The 25,331-nt window shown below is 48.8% G+C and carries 21 protein-coding genes; 20 read left to right on the top strand and 1 reads right to left on the bottom strand.

What is annotated here, in order from left to right; translation table 11 throughout:
* Positions 1 to 130: 130 nt before the first annotated feature.
* The gene (locus tag WFJ73_RS19270; RefSeq protein ID WP_336774599.1) at positions 131 to 535 is read left to right on the top strand and encodes a hypothetical protein; all 405 of its coding nucleotides are present in this window, start codon (positions 131 to 133) and stop codon (positions 533 to 535) included.
* On the opposite strand, the gene WFJ73_RS19265 is transcribed toward WFJ73_RS19270, so the two are convergent.
* Positions 532 to 999: a GNAT family N-acetyltransferase gene (locus WFJ73_RS19265; protein WP_336774598.1), complete on the bottom strand. Its 468-nt coding sequence runs from the start codon at positions 997 to 999 to the stop codon at positions 532 to 534. The genes WFJ73_RS19270 and WFJ73_RS19265 overlap by 4 nt on opposite strands.
* Before the next feature lie 518 nt (positions 1,000 to 1,517).
* Between WFJ73_RS19265 and ilvB the strand changes: the two genes are divergently transcribed.
* From ilvB to WFJ73_RS19170, 19 genes are all read left to right on the top strand, one after another.
* Positions 1,518 to 3,263, top strand: coding sequence for a biosynthetic-type acetolactate synthase large subunit (gene ilvB / locus WFJ73_RS19260; protein ID WP_336774597.1), 1,746 nt, complete (start codon positions 1,518 to 1,520; stop codon positions 3,261 to 3,263).
* Positions 3,260 to 3,745: an acetolactate synthase small subunit gene (gene ilvN / locus WFJ73_RS19255; RefSeq protein WP_015842926.1), complete on the top strand. Its 486-nt coding sequence runs from the start codon at positions 3,260 to 3,262 to the stop codon at positions 3,743 to 3,745. Before ilvB ends, ilvN begins: the two co-directional genes overlap by 4 nt.
* 129 nt (positions 3,746 to 3,874) lie before the next feature.
* Positions 3,875 to 4,867: a ketol-acid reductoisomerase gene (ilvC, locus tag WFJ73_RS19250; protein WP_015842927.1), complete on the top strand. Its 993-nt coding sequence runs from the start codon at positions 3,875 to 3,877 to the stop codon at positions 4,865 to 4,867.
* Between the two features lie 123 nt (positions 4,868 to 4,990).
* Positions 4,991 to 6,535 carry a 2-isopropylmalate synthase gene (locus WFJ73_RS19245; RefSeq protein WP_336774596.1) on the top strand — a complete coding sequence of 515 codons (1,545 nt, stop codon included), beginning with the start codon at positions 4,991 to 4,993 and terminating at the stop codon, positions 6,533 to 6,535.
* Between the two features lie 152 nt (positions 6,536 to 6,687).
* Positions 6,688 to 7,086, top strand: a complete 399-nt coding sequence (locus WFJ73_RS19240; RefSeq protein WP_336774595.1) for a secondary thiamine-phosphate synthase enzyme YjbQ — start codon at positions 6,688 to 6,690, stop codon at positions 7,084 to 7,086.
* 136 nt (positions 7,087 to 7,222) lie between these two features.
* A complete protein-coding gene (gene leuB / locus WFJ73_RS19235; protein ID WP_015842930.1) occupies positions 7,223 to 8,302 on the top strand; it encodes a 3-isopropylmalate dehydrogenase in 1,080 nt (359 codons plus the stop codon).
* A 148-nt stretch (positions 8,303 to 8,450) separates the two neighbouring features.
* Positions 8,451 to 8,999, top strand: a complete 549-nt coding sequence (locus WFJ73_RS19230) for a peroxiredoxin (protein WP_132303142.1) — start codon at positions 8,451 to 8,453, stop codon at positions 8,997 to 8,999.
* Positions 9,000 to 9,156: 157 nt separating this feature from the next.
* On the top strand, positions 9,157 to 10,509 hold the full coding sequence (locus WFJ73_RS19225) for a spore germination protein (RefSeq protein WP_336774594.1): 1,353 nt from the start codon (positions 9,157 to 9,159) through the stop codon (positions 10,507 to 10,509).
* Entirely contained in the window at positions 10,502 to 11,572 is a 1,071-nt protein-coding gene (locus tag WFJ73_RS19220; protein ID WP_336774593.1) for a GerAB/ArcD/ProY family transporter, read from the top strand. Before WFJ73_RS19225 ends, WFJ73_RS19220 begins: the two co-directional genes overlap by 8 nt.
* A complete protein-coding gene (locus tag WFJ73_RS19215) occupies positions 11,569 to 12,648 on the top strand; it encodes a Ger(x)C family spore germination protein (protein ID WP_336774592.1) in 1,080 nt (359 codons plus the stop codon). Before WFJ73_RS19220 ends, WFJ73_RS19215 begins: the two co-directional genes overlap by 4 nt.
* 260 nt (positions 12,649 to 12,908) lie before the next feature.
* Complete coding sequence (locus WFJ73_RS19210) at positions 12,909 to 13,325, top strand: hypothetical protein (RefSeq protein ID WP_336774591.1); 417 nt, start codon at positions 12,909 to 12,911, stop codon at positions 13,323 to 13,325.
* A gap of 177 nt (positions 13,326 to 13,502) precedes the next feature.
* Positions 13,503 to 14,294, top strand: a complete 792-nt coding sequence (gene sigI, locus WFJ73_RS19205; RefSeq protein WP_336774590.1) for an RNA polymerase sigma factor SigI — start codon at positions 13,503 to 13,505, stop codon at positions 14,292 to 14,294.
* Positions 14,291 to 15,604, top strand: coding sequence for an anti-sigma factor domain-containing protein (locus WFJ73_RS19200; protein WP_336774589.1), 1,314 nt, complete (start codon positions 14,291 to 14,293; stop codon positions 15,602 to 15,604). The genes sigI and WFJ73_RS19200 overlap by 4 nt, the downstream gene beginning before the upstream one ends.
* Positions 15,605 to 15,777: 173 nt before the next feature.
* Entirely contained in the window at positions 15,778 to 17,157 is a 1,380-nt protein-coding gene (locus tag WFJ73_RS19195; protein ID WP_336774772.1) for an ATP-binding protein, read from the top strand.
* Positions 17,158 to 17,232: 75 nt separating this feature from the next.
* Positions 17,233 to 18,750 (top strand): leucyl aminopeptidase, encoded by a 1,518-nt coding sequence (locus WFJ73_RS19190; RefSeq protein WP_336774588.1) that lies wholly within the window; start codon positions 17,233 to 17,235, stop codon positions 18,748 to 18,750.
* 349 nt (positions 18,751 to 19,099) lie between these two features.
* A complete protein-coding gene (locus WFJ73_RS19185) occupies positions 19,100 to 20,668 on the top strand; it encodes a response regulator (RefSeq protein ID WP_336774587.1) in 1,569 nt (522 codons plus the stop codon).
* Positions 20,669 to 20,683: 15 nt separating this feature from the next.
* Complete coding sequence (locus WFJ73_RS19180) at positions 20,684 to 22,417, top strand: sensor histidine kinase (protein ID WP_336774586.1); 1,734 nt, start codon at positions 20,684 to 20,686, stop codon at positions 22,415 to 22,417.
* A 133-nt stretch (positions 22,418 to 22,550) separates the two neighbouring features.
* The gene (locus WFJ73_RS19175) at positions 22,551 to 24,263 is read left to right on the top strand and encodes an ABC transporter substrate-binding protein (RefSeq protein WP_336774585.1); all 1,713 of its coding nucleotides are present in this window, start codon (positions 22,551 to 22,553) and stop codon (positions 24,261 to 24,263) included.
* 158 nt (positions 24,264 to 24,421) lie between these two features.
* Positions 24,422 to 25,324 carry an ABC transporter permease gene (locus WFJ73_RS19170; protein ID WP_442955969.1) on the top strand — a complete coding sequence of 301 codons (903 nt, stop codon included), beginning with the start codon at positions 24,422 to 24,424 and terminating at the stop codon, positions 25,322 to 25,324.
* Positions 25,325 to 25,331: the final 7 nt, after the last annotated feature.

Genomic DNA, 25,331 nt, shown 5'->3' with positions numbered 1-25,331 from the left:
TGGATGATATCTATTCCTGAATTATAGTTGAAATAGATTTATGCTTGAATCCGCTAAAGCAAGGACAAATAAACAGGCAGAAGCGCTGCTGCCTGAATAATCTGTAGAATAACGGAAGGGAGGGATACTCATGAGCAAAGTGAGCAAAGTTTCTAAAGCACAAGTAAAGAAGTTAATCGGCAAATCCATTTATGCGGTTCGCAAAGACGGATCTGTCGTTACGGGTAAGCTTGTGGAACTGCGGCAAAACAAGCTCGTATTAGCACCTCTGAAAAAGGAAAAGGGGAAAGTCGTTCGGACGAAAGCGATTTTGCCGCTTGTGCTGTTTGATCTGCTGGCGATCGGTACGCTTGGATTCTGGGGCGGCGGTGGCGGCTGCGGATGCGGCAACTTTGGATGCGGCGGCGGCTGCGGTGGCGGTGGCTATGGCGGCGGCGGCGGATACGGTGGCGGCTATGGTGGCGGCGGCGGATACGGCGGCGGTTATGGCAGTGGATACGGCGGCGGCCCGTACGGTGGCGGCGGATTCTTTTAATAATAAGGATAAGATGAGGAAGCTAGCGGCTTAATCATTTCATAGCAGCGGAGCTCCGGATAATACTGAATGGCCTGATAACCAAGGCGGCTGTACAGGTTTTTGGCCCTGGTATTAATGTCGTCCACGAATAGTCTGGATGCTCTGCAGTTATGGGTTGAGCCGTAAGCTTCGGCGGCAAGCAGCAGCTTCCGGCCCCATTGCCGGTTGCGGTGATCCGGATGAACAACAAGCATATCCAGGTACAGAATTTCCCCTGTAATCTCGAATCGGATAAAGCCATAAGGTTTACTTGTTTTTCCTTCCGCGGCTACATAGGTAACACCCCGGCGGAAGCGTACGGGAAGATCCCGTATCGTTTGGGCATCCAGTGGATGCGCCGTGTGCGACATCGGAATAAGCTCGGCTTGTATGAGGCGGAATATTTCCTTATCGTCTGTTTTGGGATTACGTGCTCGTATCATCAGCGATCCCTTCCTGACCGAATGAAATTGGCGAAAATGGGCTATGTTATTGTATGATCGGCTGGCGAAATATGCCTCACACAATTTTTCAAATTGTTAGGCACTTTAGCTTGACGAACAGATGTGCAAGGCATATAATAAAGAAAATCTTATCCAAGCATATGTTATCGGCAATGATGAGGACGAAGTGTTAAGGGCTCTTTTGCTCAGAGAGCGGATGGATCAGCTGCAACCATCGCCAAAACCCCTTTTCTACGAGCTCACCTCGGAGCTGTTTTCCTGAAAAGCAACACTGTCAATGTTGGTTATTAGGGAAAATCGCAAGACACGCGTTATTGTGTCAAAGGTATGGGCGTTTTGTGCGCACACGTTCATTACCTATGGAGGTTATACATCGCAAGATGTATAACGAATTTGGGTGGTACCACGGAAGATATAACCTTTCGTCCCTCAGGCTTCGTTACATGAAGCTGGAGGAACGAAAGGTTTTTTTGTTGTTTTCGAGAGGAGGATGACTAATGGTCACGCAAAGTGCAACGCTGAAGTCAAAAGAAGAAGTTATGGAACGGATGAGAAAGCCTGAAGTAATTTCCGGTTCTGAAATATTACTCCGCAGTTTGGTGCTGGAAGGCGTCGATTGCGTATTTGGTTATCCGGGCGGTGCCGTATTGTACATTTACGATGCGATGCACGGGTTCTCCGATTTCAACCACGTTCTCACAAGACATGAACAAGGCGCGATTCACGCAGCGGACGGCTATGCACGCGCAAGCGGCAATGTTGGCGTATGTATCGCAACATCCGGCCCGGGCGCTACCAACCTCGTAACGGGGATTGCAACAGCCTATATGGACTCTGTACCACTCGTTGTTATTACGGGTAATGTTATTTCGTCGCTGATCGGCACGGATGCTTTCCAAGAGGCAGATATTACAGGTATTACAATGCCAATCACGAAGCACAGCTACATGGTACGCGATGTTGAGGATCTTCCCCGCATCATCCATGAAGCCTTCCATATCGCAAACACCGGCCGTAAAGGCCCTGTTCTGATCGATATTCCGAAGGACGTATCGGCGGCAAAAACGTTGTTCAAACCGGTAACGGAAGTGAACATCCGCGGTTACAACCCAACGATGTCGCCAAACAAGCTGCAAGTCGACAAATTGATCAAAGCGATCGAAGCATCCGAGCGTCCTCTCATTCTTGCGGGCGGCGGCGTAGTGTACTCCGGAGCGCATGAAGAGCTGCTGGAGTTCGTGACGAAAACCGATATTCCGATCACAACGACATTGCTTGGTCTCGGGGGCTTCCCAAGCGGCAATGGTCTGTGGCTCGGCATGCCGGGTATGCACGGTACGTATACGGCGAACAAATCGATTCAGTCGGCGGATCTTCTTATCAATATCGGGGCTCGCTTCGATGACCGCGTAACCGGCAAGCTGGCTGGTTTCGCACCACTTGCGAAAATCGTTCATATCGATATCGATCCGGCGGAGATCGGCAAAAACGTACCTACCGACATTCCTATCGTAGGCGACGTAAAAACGGTTCTGCAGCAGGTTAACCAGCTTGCGAAACGTGCGGACAAGGCAGATGCTTGGCGCCAGGAAATTCAAGAATCGAAAGCGCAATATCCGTTCAGCTACAAGGACTCGGATGTTGAACTGAAGCCGCAATGGGTTGTGGAGATGATCCACGAAACAACGGGCGGCGACGCTATCGTAACAACGGACGTAGGCCAGCATCAGATGTGGGCTGCGCAATACTATAAATTCAACAAACCTCGCTCCTGGGTAACCTCCGGCGGTCTCGGCACAATGGGCTTTGGTTTCCCATCCGCGATTGGCGCTCAAATGGCGAATCCGGATCGTACCGTTGTATCGATCAACGGTGACGGCGGCATGCAAATGTGCGCGCAAGAGCTTGCGATTTGTGCCATCAACAACATTCCGGTTAAGGTTGTTATCCTGAACAACCAGGTACTGGGCATGGTTCGCCAATGGCAGGAACTGATTCACGAGAACCGTTTCAGCCATATCGATCTGGCAGGCAGCCCTGACTTCGTTAAGCTGGCAGAAGCTTACGGCGTGAAAGGCTTCCGTGCTTCGAACAAGGAAGAGGCGAAAGCTGTATGGGAAGAGGCGCTTCGCCATCCGGGCCCTGCAGTTGTCGAGTTTGTTGTTCGCAGAGACGAGAATGTATACCCGATGGTAGCACAGGGTAGCACGATCGATCAGATGATCATGGGGGATGCAGAATGAAAAAGCACACGATCGCAGTCATTGTCAACGATCAGCCCGGCGTTCTGCAGCGCGTATCCGGCTTGTTCGGACGCCGCGGCTTCAATATTGAGAGCATTACCGTAGGCGCAAGCGAAGAGCAGGGCTTGTCCCGTATGGTTATCGTCACAACTGGCGATGACCATACGCTCGAGCAAATCACAAAGCAGCTGTACAAGCTGATTGATGTTATCAAAGTTATCGATCTGAGCTCCAATCCGATGGTTTCCCGCGAGCTTGCGCTTATCAAGGTAAGCGCGGAGCCGTCGGCCCGCCCTGAAATTCTGGGCGTAGTAGACACTTTCCGCGCAGCGGTAGTGGATATCGGCACTCATTCGCTTATCGTACAAGTTATTGGCGATACCGAAAAAATCGATGCCATGGTAGAGCTGCTGAAGCCTTATGGCATCCGCGAGCTTTCCCGTACTGGCGTAACAGCGCTTAACCGCGGTAACGTACGTTAATATCAGGTTTTACGAAAAAAATTAGTAACTTCCCGTTTTGAACGGGGGTTTAAGGGGAGAATTTATAGGGTCCATTCTCTGCTTAAACACCCGTTCAAAAGGGTTAAATTAAAGGAGGCAATCATTAAAATGGCAGTTACATTGTATTATGAAAAAGACGCAGATCAAGGCGTACTTCAAGGTAAGACAATCGCAGTTATCGGTTACGGCAGCCAAGGCCATGCGCAAGCGCAAAACCTTCGCGACAGCGGCCTGAAAGTAGTTATCGGCCTTCGTCCGGGTAAATCCGCAGACGTTGCAGCAAAAGACGGTTTCGAAGTGTTGACTGTAGCTGAAGCGACTAAAGTTGCTGACGTTGTTCAAATTTTGCTCCCTGACGAAACCCAAGCGAAAGTATACGCGGAAGAAATCGAACCAAACCTGAAAAAAGGCGCGGCTCTGATGTTCTCCCACGGCTTCAACATTCACTACGGCCAAATCGTGCCAAGCAAAGATACAGACGTATTCCTGGTAGCTCCTAAATCCCCTGGTCATATGGTTCGCCGTACATACCAAGAGGGCTTCGGCGTTCCTGGTCTGATCGCTATCCACCAAGATGCTTCCGGCAACGCGAAAGCAATTGGTCTTGCTTATGCAAAAGGTATCGGCTGTACTCGTGCAGGCGTTATCGAAACCTCCTTCAAAGAAGAAACAGAAACAGACTTGTTCGGTGAGCAAGCCGTACTGTGCGGTGGCGCTTCCGCGCTTGTTAAAGCAGGCTTCGAAACTCTGGTTGAAGCTGGCTACGCTCCGGAAATGGCTTACTTCGAGTGCTTGCACGAGCTGAAGCTGATCGTTGACCTGATGTATGAAGGCGGTCTGGCTACAATGCGCGACTCGATCTCCAACACAGCTGAATACGGCGACTATGTAACTGGTCCTCGTATCGTTACGGAAGAAACGAAAAAAGAAATGAAACGCGTTCTGGAAGACATCCAATCCGGCCGCTTCGCACGCGATTTCATCCTTGAAAACCAATCGAACCGTGCTATGCTGACAGCTACTCGCCGTAACGAGGCTGCTCATCCAATCGAGCAAACTGGCAAACAGCTGCGCGAACTGATGCACTGGATCAAGAAGTAATAGAATCATAACCCGCAGATAAATGATCCCGGTTCGCCGGAGTGCGCGTAGGTTAGGGTCAACCTGCCTGTCACGCGCTCTGTGCGGCCGGGATGATTCTGTTCCCGGAGGTGTAAGGCACAAATGCGAAAAATTTATATTTTTGACACGACGCTTCGCGATGGAGAGCAGTCTCCCGGTGTTAACCTGAACACGAAAGAAAAGGTTGAGATCGCGCTTCAGCTAGAGAAGCTTGGCGTTGACCGGATCGAAGCAGGCTTCCCTGCGGCTTCACCGGGAGACCTCGCGGCGGTAAACGCGGTTGCGAGCGCAGTTAAGAATGCTACGATTATTGGCTTGTCACGCTCCCGCGAACAGGATATCGACGCGGTACGTGAAGCGCTGAAAGGCGCGCAGGATCCATCCATTCACGTTTTCCTTGCAACAAGCCCAATCCACCGCAAGCATAAGCTTCGGATGGAGAAGGAGCAGGTGCTGGAAACGGCTGAACGTGCGATCACTTACGCGAAGAAGTATTTCAGCAAAATCGAGTTCTCGCTTGAGGATGCAGGACGTACCGAATTGGATTTCGTGTGCCAAATGACGGACATGGCGATTCGCGCAGGAGCTTCCGTCGTGAATCTTCCGGATACGGTTGGTTATTTGAATCCGCTTGAATACGGCAATATCTTCAAGACGGTGAAGGAAAATGTACCAAATATCGAAAAAATTCAGCTTAGCGCTCACTGTCATGACGATCTCGGCATGGCAACGGCTAACGCCCTCGCTGCTATTCTAAACGGCGCCGACCAGATCGAAGGTACGATCAACGGTATCGGCGAACGCGCGGGTAACACGGCACTTGAGGAAGTGGCTTTGGCGCTCGAGACGCGTTTCGATTATTTTGGCGCAAAAACAGGCCTGAACCTGCAAGAAATCGCTAGAACAAGCCGCCTTGTCAGCAAGCTGACCGGTATGGTCATCCCTGGCAACAAAGCGATTGTTGGCGCCAACGCATTTGCACACGAGTCTGGCATTCACCAGGACGGCATGCTGAAGGAGAAAACAACTTACGAGATTATTTCTCCGGAAACGATCGGTCTTCGCGATTCGAAGCTTGTTCTTGGCAAACACTCCGGACGCCATGCGTTCCGCGAGAAGCTGATCGATCTTGGCTACGAGCTGGACGAAGAAGCAGTTAACGCTGCTTTCGCGAAGTTCAAGGATTTGGCTGACCGCAAGAAGCATGTTACGGATGAAGATATCCGTGCCTTCTTGGAAGAGAAGCTGGTCGATACGCCGGAAGTATATACGCTTGAAGCGATTCAAGTCAGCTACGGCAACCAATCGACGCCTAGCGCTTCGGTGCGCATCCGTACAGCGGAGAGCGAGACTCGCGAAGAAGTCGCTATCGGCAACGGTTCCGTAGACGCGATCTACAACGCGATCGATAAAGTAACGGCTGAAGCGGTAGAGCTTGAGGATTACTCCATCAAGTCCGTATCGCAAGGCAAGGATGCGCAAGGCGAGGTACACGTTGTGCTGAAGCAGGACGATATTTCCGCGCAAGGCCGCGGACTCAGCACGGACATCCTTGAAGCAAGCGCACGCGCTTATATCGACGCGCTGAACCGCCTCATCGAGAAGCGCAAGTCCCCGGGACGGCGCGACAAGATGAGCTTGATCTAACAAGCCATATTACCGACAAAAGCCAAACCGACAAAAGTCTATTCAGACTTTCTCAGTTTGGCTTTTGCGGTTAGCTGAACAAATGAATGTTTCATTTCGTTCAGCTTGAGGGCCTTTTTTTTGTAAAGAGATCAACGAAGGGAGCGGAATAAATGATTACCGAGACGCTGCAGACATCAAGAAGAGACGAAATGATTGATATTACGCGCAAGGTAGCCTCTATTGTTGCTCGCGAAGGAATCCAGAATGGACTTGCTATTGTGTATTGTCCGCATACGACGGCAGGGATTACGATTCAGGAGAATGCCGATCCGGATGTGAAGCATGATATCCTGATGAGGCTGAACGAGGTTTATCCCTGGGAACACCCGAAATACCGCCATGCGGAAGGGAATACGGCCTCTCATCTGAAGGCGCTGACGACCGGGACAAGCCAGACGGTTATCATTGACGGCGGCAAGCTGGTGCTTGGCACGTGGCAGGGCATTTATTTCTGCGAGTTTGACGGGCCGCGAACCCGCCATTTTCATCTCAAGCTGATCGAAGGTTAAAGAAGGCTGATTGCCTTTATAAGCAGCACCTATAAAGATGATAGATTTTATATCTTGGTTTTCATGCTAGAAATGTGGTACAAATGATAACAGAATGAGAATAGCTTAATAGAGCGAATACGAGGAGTGTTTAATTATGTCAGAAGTGAAAAAAATCGCTGTCATCGCCGGCGACGGTATCGGTCCAGAGGTAGTTGGCGAGGCGCTTAAAGTTATGAAGAAAACCGAGGAGCTGTTCGGTTACCAATTCGAATTCGAGCATGGTCTGTTCGGCGGTATCGCGATCGACGAGAAAGGCACGCCGCTGCCGCAAGAAACGCTTGATATTTGCAAAAAGGCTGACGCTGTATTGCTCGGCGCTGTTGGCGGCCCGAAATGGGACAACAACTCGAAAGAGCTTCGTCCGGAAACAGGTCTGCTCGGCATTCGTAAAGCACTGGGCCTGTTCTCGAACATCCGCCCTGCTAACGTATTCGACTGTCTGAAGGAAGCATCGACACTGAAGCCTGAAGTTCTCGAAGGCACAGACCTGATCGTAGTCCGCGAGCTGACTGGCGGCATCTACTTCGGCGAGAAATTCCGCCGCGAAGGCGCAAGCGGCGAAGAAGCGGTCGATACTTGCGTATACAACGTTCAAGAGGTTGAGCGTATCGTTCGCCAAGCCTTCGACATTGCCATGACGCGCAGCAAGCGTCTGGCTTCCGTTGACAAAGCAAACGTTCTTGAAACTTCCCGTCTGTGGCGCGAAGTGGTTAACCGGATCGCTCCTGAGTATCCGGAAGTTGAACTCGAGCATGTACTCGTAGACAACTGCGCGATGCAATTGCTCCGCCGTCCGTCGAGCTTCGACGTTATCGTTACGGAAAATATGTTCGGCGACATCTTGAGCGACGAAGCAGCTATGCTGACAGGTTCGATCGGCATGCTCTCCTCCGCTTCCCTTGGCGAAGGCAGCTTTGGCCTGTACGAGCCGGTACACGGCTCCGCTCCTGACATTGCCGGTCAAGGCATCTCGAACCCGATCGCTACGATTCTTTCCGTTGCACTCATGTTCCGCCTGACATTTGGCTACCATGAAGCGGCTCAAGTTATTGAAGACGCGGTTAAAAACGTTCTTGACGCCGGTCACCGTACAGGCGACATCGCGGTTGATAAGAGCACGGCAATCGGCACAACTGCAATGGGCGATCTGATCGTTGCCGCAATGACGAAATAAGATCTTCTTATTTATAATTATTATAAATAAATATTGATTCCAATATTGACTTTATTCTAGGCTAGTGTTACTATTCTATAAGTAAGTCACGGCTTAATAGTGACATTAACTATAAAAATTGTTGGATAGGTTAAGGAGGAATTGTATTATGGCAGAGCGTTTGGTTGGCCGTCCGGCTCCGGACTTCAAAATGGATACGGCAACAGGTGACGGTAAAGATTTCGGAACAGCATCCCTTGCTGATTACAAAGGTAAATGGCTGGTATTGTTCTTCTACCCACTCGACTTCACATTTGTATGCCCAACTGAAATTACAGCTTTGAGCCTTGCTTCCGAGCAATTCAAAGCTCTGAATACAGAAGTTCTTGGCGTTTCCGTTGACAGCAAGCACAGCCACCGTGCTTGGATCAACACGCCGGTTAACGACAATGGCCTTGGCGAATTGAACTTCCCGCTGGCTGCTGACATCACTAAGAGCGTTGCTCGTGACTACGGCGTCCTGATCGAAGAAGAAGGCGTTGCATTGCGCGGCCTGTTCATCATCGATCCGGAAGGCGAAGTGAAATACCAAGTCGTTAACCATAACGACGTAGGCCGCAGCGTTGACGAAACGCTCCGCGTATTGCAAGCTCTGCAATCCGGCGGTCTGTGCCCAATGAACTGGAAACCAGGTCAACAACATCTGGTTGCGAAATAAGTTCCGCTAAACGGCAAAAAGCCCGTACCACATTTGTGGTGCGGGCTTTTTTTGTTTTTAACTAATCAAGAAGAGTCTCCAAAGGGAAATCCCATTATCTATATCGTATAAAATCGATGCGGAAACGAGATACTACCGCGAGAGGAGGTGGTAAAAAATGCAGATTATGGATATGGAATATGTTCGAAAGTTGGAGAAGCAGTTTCAAGAGCGTTTTCAGAAAAGCTCCGATTTTTCTTATAAAGAGATCGAAATTGGGGGGGAACCATTCAAAGCATACTTTTTCCATTCGCTAGTCAATCTCTCCGCCACTATGTCCATTATGAACCAATTCGGTCATTCCCAGGATAATAAATGGAAGCAGGAATTTCTTCATGGCATGGAGGGGGAGGCATCCGCAACGGCATCGCTAGAGAAGATTTGCAAAGCCGTGCTGCAAGGAATGCTTGTTCTATTTGGCAAAGAAGGCGAAGTTGCGGTCATCGAGCCCAAAGCCCAAGATATTTCAAGACCGGTGATGACTCCCAACAGCGAGAATCCTCTTCAGTCGTCATTTGACGCCTTTACGGAGGATATTGAAATGAATATTGGACTGCTAAGGAAAAAAATATTATCCGATCAATTGGTCATCGAAAGCCGCCAAATCGGAACCCAATCCATTAAAAAAATGGCTATCGCCTATATGGAGGGCGTAGCGAGACCGGAAGTGATCGAGAGTATCCGAAAAAAGCTGGATGAGAACAGCGGTCAAGAGTTGGCCACGATTCGCGATTTAACCTCTATTTTGGGACATCCCAAATTTACGCTAGCACCAACTTATACTTCCTCGGAACTGCCTGGCGAGACGATGCAAAATATACAAAACGGAAAAGTGGTTATTCTGTTGGACCAATTCTCGTTTGCTTTCGCTTTTCCGGCCATCGTCACGGATTTGTGGAGCACGTCCCTGGATACTCAGTATCCGCTGCTGTTCCAAATCTTCCTGCGTATCATTCGAGGCATGGCTATGTTATTGGCTATTATACTTCCGGGGCTGTATGTCGTTCTCAATTCCGTTAATCCGGAGCTTCTTCGCATACAATTGGCCATTGCCGTTGCCGAGAACAGGCAAGGGGTGCCATATCCATCAATCATTGAAGCGCTGCTTGTCATGCTGCTGCTAGAGATGATTATCGAGGCTACCATTCGTCTTCCCAAAAATATCGGTCCAACGATTACGATGATCGGAGGCATACTGCTAGGGCAAGCCATTATTCAAGCCAAGCTGGTCAGCAATTTATTGATTATTATTCTGGTTGCCTCGGCGATTGCCAATTTTGCGCTGACGAGCTATATGAACTCGGTCGGCGTAAGACTATACAAATACGTGGTGTTGTTCGCGAGCTCCGTCTTTGGCATTTGGGGAATTGAGGTTGCGTTGATCTGGCTGACACTGTACTTTTCGTCCTTGACCAGCTGCTCCGTACCTTATCTAAGCTTTAGCTTGAAAGGAAAGACTTCGGATGAATAAATTGAAAACAATCATCACGTTCTTTCTGCTGCACTTGGCTTCTATATTTGCTATTTTCCCGGAACGGATGTTGTCCTCTGCGCCCAGAGGACATTGGATGGCGGTTTTGTTTCTTTTTCTTGCGGAACTTCTGGCTCTGTGGTTTTACATAAAAGCCTTGTCGCATTGTCCTGAACAATCCGTAATACAAGTTTGCCGTGCTGCTGTGGGAAGTTGGGGGACAAGGCTGATTATCCTCCCTTTCTTATGTTTTCTGATCATTGAGCTCGTCCTCCTGACCTATTACGAATCGATTGAGATCAAGACGGTGCTGCTTAAGAGTACGCCAATAACCGCTACCTCGGCTCTATTCGTAGCTATTTGCCTGTATGCGGCATGGAAAGGTTTAACCGTGATGATTCGGGCGAGCATAGGATGGTTTTTTTTGTGTATGCCGTTTTTTTTGTTTTCCATGTTGATAAGCATCAAAAATTTTGAATTCCGTTACATTTTCCCTATGTGGGACAGCGGCATGCATTTTCTTTTTCATCCGGATTTTTATGTCGGAACCGTTATTTTCGCCGGATTTTTGTTCCTGGGAATGACGCCATCCCACTTGCGAATCGGATTTGGACTAGCATCCGCGGCAATCGGGATCGTCTTCCTATGCGCGCTGATTTCCGTCTATATTCCTCTGCTTATTTTCGGACAAGAAACCGCTGTTCATATGGAATATCCGATGTTAATGGCTTCGGATACTGTCGATTTGGAATGGGTCGTGTTCGACTGGCTTCCCAATTTCTATGTCGTGTCTTCCAGCGCATTGGGAGTAATAAAGGTATCTGTCTTGCTCTGGATGTTTGTAACCATACTGAATCAATTGTTTATGCCCAAAGTCAACAGCCGGTGGATCTTGAGCATTATATGCGCTTCCCTGTATATTTCCTGCCAGTGGCTGCCTAATGAAGACACCCTTAACAAATATTTGTATTTCAATTCGTACTTTTGCCTGTACGCCACCATCGTCTTTCCTGTCTTTGTATACCTGATGGCATTATGGCGGCGAAAGAAGGCAGCCGTATGAATATTCTGAAGTTAAAGCTGTTTCCGGTTGTTCTATGCATGCTGCTGCTGGGCGGCTGCTGGGATTCAAAAGATATTAACAAAGAGTATCTTCCAGTCGTGATGGGCATTGGAAAAGGCCGAACAGAGAAATACAGAATCATTCTGCAAGTTCCAAGCCCAAAAGGCCGGACTCAGTTCCTCGATAAAGAGGCGGGCTCGATCAGTAAAGCTATCGACTTGATCCGGACCGATTCCGAAAAAAGCATTAATCTGGTTCATTTAAGGCTGCTGCTTTTTGATCAGGAGCTTGCCCGCGAAGGTATCCACGATCTTATCGATTTCGCTGTCAGAGCGAATGACATTTCCATCAAAGGGATGATAGCGGTGGTGGATGGAAATTTCATACAAACGCTTTATCATGTCATTTCGCCGACACCCGAACTATCGTCATATGATTTTTTCAGCGAGGAAGCGGGCTGGACGCCTAATCAATCCATTGTAAGGATATGGGAGGCGTACCGCAGCCAAAATTCCTATTCCGAAGATATGGCCATACCGATGCTTAAAAGCGGCAAACGAACCTTGTATACGTTTCAAGGAACGGCTATTATGCTGGAGGATCGAATGGTTGGGAAGCTTAATCAGGAAGAGACCCTGTTATACAATTTGTTCAAAGGAAAGTATTCGGGCGGAACCATACAGGTTGCCGAGAATACGAGCGTACTGATTCAAAAAGCCAAGATAAAGCATCATTGCCGCTGGACGGATGAAGGTCCCTTTTTGTTAACCGATGTAAGCATCGATGTCGTCGTTTCCGAAAGCCCAAGGGGGAAAAGCAAACAGCAGATTGAAAAGGAAATTAAGGAACTGTTGGAGCGCAATTTTAACAAGACAGCGGATAAAATTCAAAGTTACCATTCGGATGTGTTGGGAACCGGCCTGATTTTTCGTCCAAGGCTGTCGGATGCGAACATTAAGGAATGGAGATCAAAGTGGTATCCGAAGCTGGAACAGAAAATAAACGTTCACGTAAATGTACAAAATGAGATTTATCTCAAAGAGGAAGCCGGCGTGAAGAAGTCGCGGATTCGTTAGACGATTCGCTGCCCTCTGAAGCTAGCGATCAAGAGAACAATTAAACGAAGGGGCTGTCCTCTAAGTCACGAGGCTGACGATGGGCAGCCCCGTTTTAATGTTTTGTTCTGTCTATTTTTATTAAGAGGTAAATGCTGGTTTGCATGTAGAAAGAAGCCGGATTATGCTTGTAAAGCAGGAATTTCGGCAATGAGAAGCGAATAAGTTGGGAAGTAAGCATGCGCTAGTTAAGTTATCCTTACGAAGGAGGTAGTCGCCCGATGAGCTTTTGTTGTGGAGCGAGTATGATCGGAACGAAAGGCACTTTGAAGCATATGCGAACTCACATTCATAATGTACCGATTCTTTTCTGTCCTGTATGCCATCGCGTAGAGATACATTATCTGATTGAGAATGAATATGAAATATTGGCTGAGTACGCCCATGGGGACGGCGCCGCCGAAGTTGACTTCCAGGATTATGTGGAGCAGGAAGGCAAAGCGCTCTATGAGAATTGCGTTAATCACGAGAATGAGGATCCCATGGAGGTTGTATTGAGTCAAATCGATATTTCGCTTGATCTGCTCAGCTTTGCGAAGCAGATTGGCGACGAGGCATGGGAAAACGAGCTTAAGACACGACTTGGTATGTTAAGCGGAAGACGAAATAAACTACGGCATCGACGAACTTCTGTTTAACTTTTTAGCGCGACCAAAGTTAAGCCTCCGAGTCGGGGGCTTTTTTTTCTAAGCATAATAACGGCTTTACCATAAATTTCTCATATTTATTCTCATATTTCTAACATTTACTAAGACAGAACCCCCTGAAAACAAAAGCAAGGTATCGAAACTTATATAGAGAGGAGGATACTCTTCATGTTTAAACGGTTTTTGCGGAAACCAGCCGCTGAAGCTGCGAATGACGAAAGATTAGCTCCTGAACAGATTATTAAACGAATTCATGACGGCGATGAGCAATTGAGGGGAAAATTTATTTCCGATTATAAGCCGTACGTAGCGAAGGTGACGAGCGGATTCTGCAAGCGGTTCGTCGATCCCACGCGCGATGATGAGTTTAGCGTAGCTTTAACGGCATTTAATGAAGCGATCACGCAGTTTTCCCCGGAGTCGGGCAGGTCTTTCCTTAGCTTTGCAGAGACGGTCATGCGCCGCAGGCTTATTGACTATGTGCGCAAGGAGCAGCGTCATCTCAAGACGGTGCCGTATACGGCCTTTGATCAGCAGGATGAAGAGGAACAGACTTACAACCCGATTGATACCAAAATGGCTATGCAAGCTTATCAGCTGAAGCAAGACGGCGATGACAGGCGGCTTGAAATAGAGGAATATTCGAAGGAACTGCAGCAGTTCCAGATTTCCTTCATGGAACTGGCCGACAGCTCACCGAAGCATGCCGATTCCCGTCTGCTTCTGCAGGGTATCGCACAGACGCTTGCGAGTCAGCGGGAGCTGTTTGCCCAGCTGTATGTAACGGGCAAGCTTCCGGTCAAAGAGCTGACGGAGCTATGCGGCGTATCGAGGAAAACGGTAGAGCGCAACCGAAAATATATTATTGCCATTTCGCTTATTTTAAACGGTACATATCCGTATTTATCCGATTACTTAAACATTTCAGTACCAATGCCAGGGAAGGAGGCGGGATTATGAAACGAGGGATTGTTCTCTCCATAGAAAACAAGAAGGCAGTCGTCATGACGGCGGATGGCCAATTCATTTCAATCCCGCATCAAGCCCATTTGCGAATCGGGGAGGAAGCAACGATTCCGGCGGAGACAGCCGCACTGCCAAGACGTAAACCCAAGAGAGTCTTTTGGTATTCGGGGGCAGCTGCAGCCATCCTGCTCTTCTTTATCCCTTTCTTCTACTTGACTACGGCAGAAGCCCATCCCGTCGTCGCTTATGTGAGCCTAGATATTAATCCAAGCATCGAGCTGGGCGTGGACAAACAGCAGCGCGTGCAGGAGCTGAGCGGACTTAATCGTGACGGACAAGCGGTCGTGAGCAAAATCAGCTATAAGGGCAAGTCTATTGAAGAGGTCGCCGCCTCCATTATGAGTGCGGTTGCGGCAGAGCATTACTTGGATAAGCCGGATAAGGATATCGTTATTACAAGTTATATGCTGGAGGATAAAAGCCCCGGAGAAGAGCTTGAAAAGACGGTAACCAACGCTGTCGACCAGAAGGTTCAAGAGACGATCAAGCAGATTGACGCGGCTAAGGAGCCTAACGTAACGGTGCTGTCCGTTCCTACGGAAGTGCGCGAGGAAGCAACCGCGAATGGCATTTCTTCCGGTAAGATGGCCGTTTATCTCATCGCCAAGGATGAGGGCTACAATATTGAGCTGGAGCAAATCAAGGCCCAATCCCTTGCCGAAGCGACGAAGTCGGCGGGCGGCGTGAAGAAAATCGTGGAGAAGGGCGCCAGCAAAGAGAAGCTGAAAGAGCTTGCGGTCAAAGAAAAGCAAAACAAATCGCAAGCAACGGCTACACCGGTTGCGGTTGCGGATAAATCCCAATCCTCGCAAGGCGTGGGCGCAACCATCAATAAGACAGCGCCGGTTAAACCAACCGAGAGTCCGCTGAAGCATCCGACGAGACCATCTCACACCGAAAAACCGTCTTGGTCCAAAGAGAACAACTCGAATAAACCTTCCCGTCCCGCGAAGCCGGTATCTCCAAACAAGCCATCTGGCTCGGATAAGGATAAATGGCAGAACGGGAATTGGTCTAATCATAAAGACAACTCGGATAAAGATGGCGATGACGACAACGATGACGATAAAAAAAACAACTCCAATAAGAATAATTCGGTGAACGGCTCGAGTAAGCTGGAGAAGTGGAATTGGCAAAACGATGATAATGATAATGACGATGATCAGGGGAATGACCGCAAGAATAACCGCAATGATAATAAGAAGGACAAGGATCAGGAGGGCCGCAAAGATCGAGATAAATAAAAACTCGAATCATAGGACGTTGGACACGGGAAAAAAGTCGGTTTTTCGCTGGGAAAGAGGCCCATTTTTCGACAAAGTCTCCGATTGACAGCTATTGGCAATAAATCCTATGATAATAGAGATATGTAAGGTTGTTAAATGTTGTAAATAGTTGTGGCCGGGGAGGGTTGATGATGCATTCCATTAGAAAGCGCTATTTCCCGGCGCTTGCCGAATATATTCGTGGCGGCGAGGAGCAGTCCCTCTACAAAGCATCAGAACTCGGTAAAGACATTAAGGGGTTCAACCCTGAGGAGATTATTGCCGTTCACGAGGAAAGTATCCAATATTTGGCCGCCAATGTGGAATCCGAAGAGGCTTTAAAGCTTTATAATCAATCGTTCATGTTTCTAATAGAAGTGATGGTTGCCCACAGAATGAATGAAGTACCGGCTGAGACGGTCGAACAGAAGTTTTCGGATATGCGCGAGAGACTTTTTCTTTCCAACCGCTCCTTTGAGATGGTTAAACATAAGTATGAGAATGTCCTCCAGCATATGGACAGCGGCATTGCGTTATTTGACAGCGACGGGATTTTGTCATTTATCAATGTCCGAATGGCTAAACTTCTGGATATTCCGCGTAAAACCTTGGTCGGCTGCAATTTGCGGGAGATTCTGCTGCATCCGCTGCTGAAGCGTTCTACCAAGCGTGTTATTCTTCGCTTACATAAGGAAATGATTCTGAAGCGGAATGTGTACTACGAGTTCCAGGACAAGGACGGTAAGCATTTGCTTGTGTCCTTTACTTACGGCGATCAGATGAATGGCGATTTTTTGATCAGCGTAAAGGATGTTTCCGAATATAAGCAAATCGAGCAGACTGCCCTTCAAAACGACAAGCTGGCGATGCTTGGCCGGATTGCGGCAGCGATTGCTCACGAAATTCGTAACCCGCTCACCTCCATTCGCGGGTTTATTCAATTGCTGCGGCCCTATCTCATGCAGCTTGGAAAGGAAGAATACGCCCGAATTATTCTTACGGAGATTGACCGGGCGAATGATATTATTTTCGAATTCCTGAATTCATCCAAGCCTTCCGCGCCAATGAAGAAGTCGGTATCGATCAACCGGCTGGTGCAGGAAGTTATTCTGCTTACGGAAAGCGAAGCGTTGATGCGCAACTGCGACATTCAATTGGAAACCTATGAGAATGAAAATGATTTGATGGTCTCCATTGATGTGAAGCAGATCAAGCAGGTCATTCTGAATATCATCAAGAATTCAATCGATGCCATTGAAGGGTTGCAGGAAGCACGCAGAGGCCGGATTGATCTTGTGGTGAGATCGGATGGCCAATTTGCGGAGATTACGTTGAAAGACAACGGCAAAGGGATGGACAAAGCGACGCTTGCCCGTTTGTTTGATCCCTTCTTTACAACGAAGGAAGCGGGAACCGGTCTTGGCTTGTCCGTCAGCTACCGGATTATCCGGAATCATGGCGGCTCCATCCGGGTGGACAGCACCGAGGGCAGCGGTACTTCGTTTGTTATCTATTTGCCATTAGCTGAATAAACGATTAGAATCGGGGATAGATCGCTTATTAGGATGCGGTCCCCGATTTTGTCATTGAGAGAGAGGAATTATTTGATGCGTACACATTTTACATATGAACCGGCGGCAACGGCAGGTTCTGCGGATGCGATCGTGAGACTGATTAGCAGTGCCGAGCTTAAGGCCGGCAGCATGGCGGAGTGGGTGCAGCCGCAAATCGACGAGGCAGTTCGCGGACTGTATGCCAAAGGATTATTTAAGGCGGAGCCGGAACAAACCGAGACGTTGTCGACGCTTGGGCTTCATTCGGCTTCCCATGTTATTTTTGCTGGCTATGACGATAAGACCGGCGTGCACGGCCTTCGTCTTGCCGCAGCAGCAGCCGCAAATGCCCTAAAGCGGATCAAAGCGCAAACCGCGCAAATCCGTCTGCCTGAAGCGATTATTTCGTCTGCCGACTACACTCTGCAGCAGGCCGCGCAGGCATTGGTTGAAGGGCTAACGCTTGCGGTACACGACCGCCTTCCGGAATTGCGTCAAGCCAAGCAGCGTTATGCGCTTTCTCATGTATCCTTTGTACCCGCAGCGGGTGCAGCGGTTCCGGCGGATATCGCGGAAACTTGGAATGAAGGCATGATGGTAGGCCAACTTTACGCGGAAGGCGTTAAGGTTGCGCGCGATTTGACCAATCTCCCGGGTAATCAGCTGGTTCCCGAATCACTTGCCGCTCATGCGGAAGAGCTTGCCCGCGAATGGGATCTGGATATTGAAGTGCTGGATGAGTGGGCTGCTATCGAGCAGGGAATGGGCGGTTTGCTGGCGGTAGGCCAGGGCAGCGTCCATGCGCCAAGAATGATTGTTATTCATTATAAAGGCGCTCCCGACAAGGAAGAAGCATGGGGCTTAATCGGCAAGGGCATTACCTTTGATACCGGCGGCATTTCGCTCAAGAAAGGGCCGGGCATGGAGGAAATGATCTCCGATATGGGCGGCGCGGCAGCGGTGCTTGGCGCGATGCGCATTATTGGCGAGCTTAAGCCGGACGTAAACGTTATTGCGGTTATACCGACAGCGGAAAATATGCCGTCTGCCCAAGCCTTTAAACCGGGCGATGTCATTAAAATGATGAATGGCTTAACGGTTGAAATCGTCAATACCGATGCGGAAGGACGTCTTGTTCTTGGGGACGGCCTGACAACGGCGATCCGCAGAGGCGCAACGCAGCTGGTTGACGTAGCAACGCTAACCGGTGCGGTGATGGTCGCGTTAGGCACGGAAGCGACAGGCGCCATTACCAATAACGAACCGCTCATGCAGCAGGTATTCGAAGCTGCCGGGCGCAGCGGCGAACGGATCTGGCAGCTTCCGACTTATCCAGAGTATAAGAGACAGCTGAGAAGCGATGCAGCCGATCTGAAGAACAGCGGCGGACGGTATGCGGGGGCAACGACAGGCGGTTTGTTTATCGGGGCTTTCGCGGAGGATCTTCCTTGGGTTCATCTGGACATTGCTGGCACGGCATTCCTCGATAAGAGCCGTGGGCTGGAGCCAAAAGGAGCAACCGGCGTAATGGTTCGCACGCTGGTCGAACTCGTGACGAAGAACGAGGGCTAAAGGCATTCTCATTGAACAGCTAGTTATGAACGGCTGAAATTCAGCCGTCATAGCTGGCTGTTTTCTTTTTAAACCATTTCGTTTCTCTTTAATTCGCAAAGAAAGTTCTATAGTTTCTCGGTATTGGATGCCGTATAACCGCTTTATAATTTTCTTTATAAGCTTGTCGGGACGTAATAAGCCATAATTTGAAATCGCTTACAGAAAAAATGTTAACTGTTTCAAAAAGACCTAACAATAGGAGAAAAACAGGTAATCAGAGCAGGATGTTTTATAATAAGATTGCTTTTATAATGATTAATGTCATTAAGGATTGGCTTGAAGATACAGCTGTCAGGGGGCTTTGCATATGTACAAAGTGTTATTGGTGGATGATGAGATTTTTGTGCGAAAAGGGTTAAGAAATTTAATAGACTGGGAATCGCTTGGCTATGAAATTGGCGATGAAGCGGGTAACGGACAGGAAGCATTCGAGAAAATACAGCTGATTAAGCCTGATCTTGTTATCGCGGATATCCGGATGCCGGTGCTGGATGGATTGGAGCTTATCCGCAAGGTGACCGAAGAGGGCGCATATAGCCCGACCTTTATTATCGTCAGCGGGTACCATGATTTCCAATATGCGCAGCGCGCTCTCCGTTACGGAGTCCATGACTATATATTAAAACCGATCGATGAAGCTGAACTGGAGACAACGTTGAAGGCGCTTTCCGGAACGTTGGGATTAAAAAAGCTGACCACGATCGCAGGGGACAGCCTGGTCACGGACTCTATTGTGGAAACGCTTGTTCAAGGCCAGTTCTCGGAGGCCGATAACGGGGCTTTATGCGCCGCGCTGCAAATGCCGGAGTTGTCCAGCTTCGATTATGTGCTGGTTGAGCTTCAAGCCAGCGCGCAATCCGCAGGCACGGAATGGCAGGGCAAGGAACTGGCGGCCGTCGTGCAATCGGTGAGCGCTGCTCCAAGCAGCAAAATTCCGGTCTATGAGCAGGCGAGCGGTTTATTTGGTCTGCTTATTGATCAGAAGCCGTTTTTATCGCCGGAAACACGCATTGAATCTGCCTATAACAGCCTGCATGCAGCCATTACGAAGACTTCGGGCAGGCCGGCTACCTTATATATCGGCAAGACCGTGGAACGACTGCAAGAAATGTGCATTTCTTACCGCTCGGCGAATGAAGCCATGTCTTATAAATACGCCGAGCAAGGCAGCTCCGTTATTTATGCGAATCAAGTGCAGGGAACCCCTCTGTATTATTTCGATGTGGATTCGGAGCTGTACGGCAGACTGCTCGAGAGACTGGAAGAGAATAACGCGGAGTTGTATGAGCAGGATATCGAGCTTTTATTCCGCCAATTTGTCGAGAAGAGGTTTGCTCCCAATGCGGTTGCCAATACAATTACCCGGTTTGTGATCGGGATTATTAATATTATCCGGAAGATGGAGGGGGACGAGAAGGAGCTGGGCAAGCTCCCGTTCATTATGGACTGGCAGGGCAGCCATAGCCGTCTACAGGACTTGAAGGGACTATTCACGGATTTTCTCCGCGAGGCTGCCGCTTATTTGGCCGAGCTTCGGAACGAGCAGTCCAAGGGCGGGATTGAACGCATCAAGAAATACATCGAGGCGAACTATACCGAGAATATTAGCCTTAAGAGCATTGCGGGCAAATTTTATATGAACTCCGTTTATTTGGGTCAGCTGTTCCGCAAAACCTATGGGATCTATTTCAATGATTTTCTCCTGCAGATCCGGATCGGAGAAGCCAAAAAGCTGCTTCGCCAGACCGATTTCCGGATATACGAGATTGCGGAGAAGGTGGGCTTTCAGAATGCCGATTATTTTGTGACCCAATTCGAGAAGCTGGAGAAAGTGACCCCAACCGATTACCGCAACAAGCTGCTGGGCAAAAAATAAACGGGTGGAGATTTGATGGGCAGATTTCATTGGAATCATCTTAAATTGCGGGACAAGCTTTTGCTGATGTACATCTTGTGCGTATTTATCCCGATCGTATTAACCAATATCGTCTTCTATAACGTGACAACCAACAATATTAAAAACCAAAAATCGCATGACGCCGATATCGCCCTGGAGAAGCTTCAGGGCGAGCTTCGTGCTGTCATCGATGAAGCGGCAGGTATTTCCTACCTGTATTATATCGATCCGATGCTGAATCAGCTGCTGGACAAAAAGTACGAATCTCAAATTGAATACGTAGAGGCTTTCAACAATATCCGAAGCGTCTTCAACAAATCCGAGCAGGCATACAAAACGATCGGCGCTACGGTTATTTATACCGATAATCCAACCGTGCTGTCCTCCGGTCCTATTATGCCGATTAGCGAGACGGAGAAGGAAGCCGGTTGGTACCGGGATTTCATGAAGACGAATGTTTCTTATCCGTTGTTTATACAGGATGGAGACACGTTTAGCCTTGTTCAAAGACTGAATTATGTCAAAGGCAACGGCTATAACAATCTGATCAAGATTGATCTGAATATGGCAACGGTCAAGCAGTTGTTTGCGTTATCCGGCTTTCAGGGCAGCATTTACTTCTTGAATCCGGAAGGTGACGTCCTCTATTCCAACGATTCCAGCGTAGACTGGCACTCGCAGACTCAGAAGAGCGAAGCGCTTCCGATGCCGAAAAACTCTCTCTCCTTTGACAAGGTGTATACGAACAACAATTATTTGAACGACTGGTCCCTGCATGGCGTCATTAACGAGGGGAGCTTTCTGCATGACGTGCGGAAATCCGGTTCCTTTGTCATCTTTTTGGCGCTTATTAACTTTGTGCTGCCTTCTTTGATTATCGCGGCTCTCTCCAGATCCATAAACAAACGTCTCGTCAAAATTGTCAAGCATATGAAAAAGGTGAAGAACCAGCATTTCGAGACGATCCCGCTTGACGATGCGCGTGATGAGATCGGCCAATTAACCGGTGAATTCAACCGGATGACCGAGCGGATCGACAACCTCATTACCGATGTCTACCAGGCCGATATTCAGAAGAAGGATTTGGAGATCCGCCAGCGGCAGGCACAGCTTCATGCCCTTCACAGCCAGATCAATCCGCACTTTCTGTTCAATTCGCTCGAGACGATTCGGATGCGAAGCCTGATGAAGGGGGAGAACGAGACTGCGAAGACCATTCACTATATGGCAAAGATTTTCCGGAAGTCGATTTCCTGGAAACGCAGCTGGGTGTCGATCCGGGAAGAGATTGAGCTGACGGAATGCTTCCTTGAAATTCAAAAATACAGGTTTGGCGACAAGCTGCAATACCAGATTACCGTCGAGGATACCGTATACGACCAGATGATTCCGAAGATGACCTTCCTGCCGTTTGTCGAGAACGCCAGCATTCATGGCATTGAAAGCTCGCCGGGAATTGGTCTTATACAGATCCACATCGGAATTGCCGGAAACAAGCTGATGTTCAGGCTGTCCGATAACGGGGTTGGCATGTCCGAAGCCAAGCTGTCGGAGCTGCTTAATTACCTGCGTCTGGATGATTCCATGGGTGATAATGTGGGCATGAAAAACGTCTACACCCGGCTGAAGCTATGCTATAAAGACTCCTTTGAATTCGACATTGTTAGCGAAGAAGGTCATGGAACAACCGTTGAACTGCGTCTTCCTCTCGACATGAACGGGCAATAAACGACAAAAAAGTTGAACTATGCTTTTCAAAGTACGAACTAAAGTTTGAGGGGTAATCAAGCTTTCGGATTCGTTTTATGATGAAAGTGCTTACAACTAACACGTTGAAATGACGAAAGGGGTCTAAACAGAAATGGTTAACAAAAAGCTTTTAACTGTCAGCTTGGCTGCTGCTATGTTAGCTGTTACAGCATCCGCTTGCGGCGGCAATAACGATAACAGCAATGCAAATAGCGGTAAATCCGGCAACAGCGGCAACGCAGCTTCCAATTCCGCTTCTCCAGAAGCGGATGACAAAACACCCGTCACTTTCTCGTACTACAGCTTCTCCAGCCAGAAGGACACTCTTGCGAGCGACACCGTTATCGGTAAAGAGCTGCAGCAACAAACCGGCGTAGACTGGAAAATGGAATTCCTCGTTGGCGACCCGCAAACGAAATCCGGCGTTATGATCGCAAGCGGCGACTATCCGGACGTTATCGTTCCGGAAGGCGAAATCGACAAGCTGCTCGACGCCGGCGCATTTATTCCTCTCGATGATCTGATCGAGAAATACGGTCCAAACATTAAACGCGTATACGGTCCTTATTTCGATAAATTCAGACAAGCAGACGGTAAAATGTACTTCCTGCCGTTTGGAGCGAACCAAGGTTACATCGGCGATCCCGGAATCAGCCAAGGCGCATTCTGGATTCAACGCTCCGTTCTGAAGGAAGCGGGATATCCGAAGATCAAGACGCTTGACCAATACTTCGATCTGATCAAGCAATACCAAGAGAAACATCCGCAAGTAGACGGCAAGGACACGATCGGTTTTGCATCCCTTGCTGGCCCTGCCGATAGCTTCTTCTCGATCACCAACCCTTCGATGCATCTTGCGGGTTACCCGAATGACGGCGACGTTATCGTCGACATGAACACGCATGAGGCTAAGACTTACGCAGCTACGGATATCGAGAAAAAATGGCTGCAAAAGCTGAACGAAGTAAACGCGGAAGGCTTGTTCGATCCGGAGACCTTTACGGCGAACAAAGACCAATTCCTGGCTAAGCTGACTTCCGGCCGCGTGCTTGGCTACTTCAACTACGCATGGCAGGTTGGCGACGCGACAAACAACCTGAAGAAAGCCGGCATCGACGAGAAGCGTTACGCTCCGCTGCCAATCGTATTCGACGAGAATACGAAAGACCAATACGTCGATCCGCCTAGCTTCGTTAACAACCGCGGCATCGGCATCTCGGTAAAAGCGAAAGATCCGGTCCGCATCATCAAGTACTTCGACAACCTGCTTAAAGAAGAGAATCAAATACTTGTTCAATGGGGCGTTAAAGACCAGAACTATACAGTTGACGCTAACGGCCGTTACGTGATGGACGCGCAGCAAATCGCTGACCGCAACGACCCCGAGAAGAAGCGCACAGTTGGATGGCAGTACTTTGAATACAGCTGGCCGCGTTACGGCAACAACTCCGTACTGGCTGACGGCAATGCGTACGGCGTAGGCAACCAGCCTGAAGTCGCATACGCGGGTTACACGGACGGCGATAAGGCGCTGCTGGACGCCTACGGCGTGAAGACCTTCTCCGAATACTTCTCGAAGCCTGACGAGCGCGCTTGGTACCCGGCATGGAGTATCAACAAAGGCCAAGGCACGCCTGAGCAGATCTTCCAGCAAAAAGCCGGCGACCTGCAAAAGAAATTCGTTCCGAAGCTCGTTCTTGCCAAGCCTAGCGAATTCGACTCGATCTGGAGCGACTATACAGGCCAAATGGGCAAGCTTGACGTGAAAGGCTATGAAACCTTCGTAACGAAAGTCGTTCAAGACCGCATCGCGGGCAAGTGGTAAGCAAATAAAAGTAGACGGAAGGCCGGAAAGCTGATTCCGGCCTTCCGATCTATTGGATTCATGCAGGATGCTAGAGAGGGGAAGAGCAAGTGGAGAACATACAAGAAGTTACACCATCTGTTGTCAGGAGTCCCAAAGCAAGCGAATCACGGCTTCAACTGTTTTTCAAAAAGTTAATGCAGCAAAAAGTGCTCGTGTTTATGTCGATGCCGTTTGTATTATGGCTGTTCCTGTTTAAGTACGTACCGCTATGGGGCTGGACCATTTCCTTTCAAAAGTTCAGACCGGCAAAGGATTTGTTCGATCAGGAATGGGTAGGCTGGAAAAACTTCCGCTTCCTGTTCAAAGACGACTCCTTCTATCGCGTGTTAAGAAATACGATCGTTATGAGCTCCATCAATCTTGTATTAGGTTTTGTTACCGCCATTGTATTGGCGATTTTATTAAACGAGCTTCGCCAGATTATGTTCAAGCGGGTCGTACAGACGATCAGCTACCTACCGCATTTTATTTCCTGGGTCGTTGCGGCCAATATTATTTCTTCGGCGCTTGCGCCTGAAGGGATCGTTAATATCCTATTGACGAAAATGCATCTGATTGATCAGCCTATCTTATGGCTGGGCAAAGGGAATTACTTCTGGGGCATCCTTGGGGCATCGGAAGTTTGGAAAAACGTCGGCTGGAACACCATTATCTATTTGGCGGCTATTACAACCATTGACCCTTCCCAATACGAAGCTGCCGAGATTGACGGGGCTAACCGTTTACAACGGATCCTGCATATTACTTTACCGGGTCTGAAGTCGGTTATCGTTATCCTGTTGATCATGAACCTTGGAAATATTTTGGAATCGGGATTCGAGCCGCAATACTTGCTCGGCAACGGGATGACCGCGGACTATTCCGAGAACCTTGATATATTTGTATTGAAATACGGCATGAACATGGGCAACTATTCCTTGGCTACAGCAGCCGGCATGTTCAAAACGGTCGTTAGCTTTATCTTTCTCTTGTCGGCCAACTCCATTGCGAAGCGGCTTGGCGAGAGCAGACTGTTCTAGAATTATC

Origin of the sequence: Paenibacillus sp. MMO-58 (assembly GCF_037146255.1) — a bacterium.
In the GTDB taxonomy this organism is placed as follows: Bacteria; Bacillota; Bacilli; order Paenibacillales; family Paenibacillaceae; genus Pristimantibacillus.
Note: the sequence above shows the minus strand (reverse complement) of the source record. Positions and strands in the feature narration are given on the sequence as shown.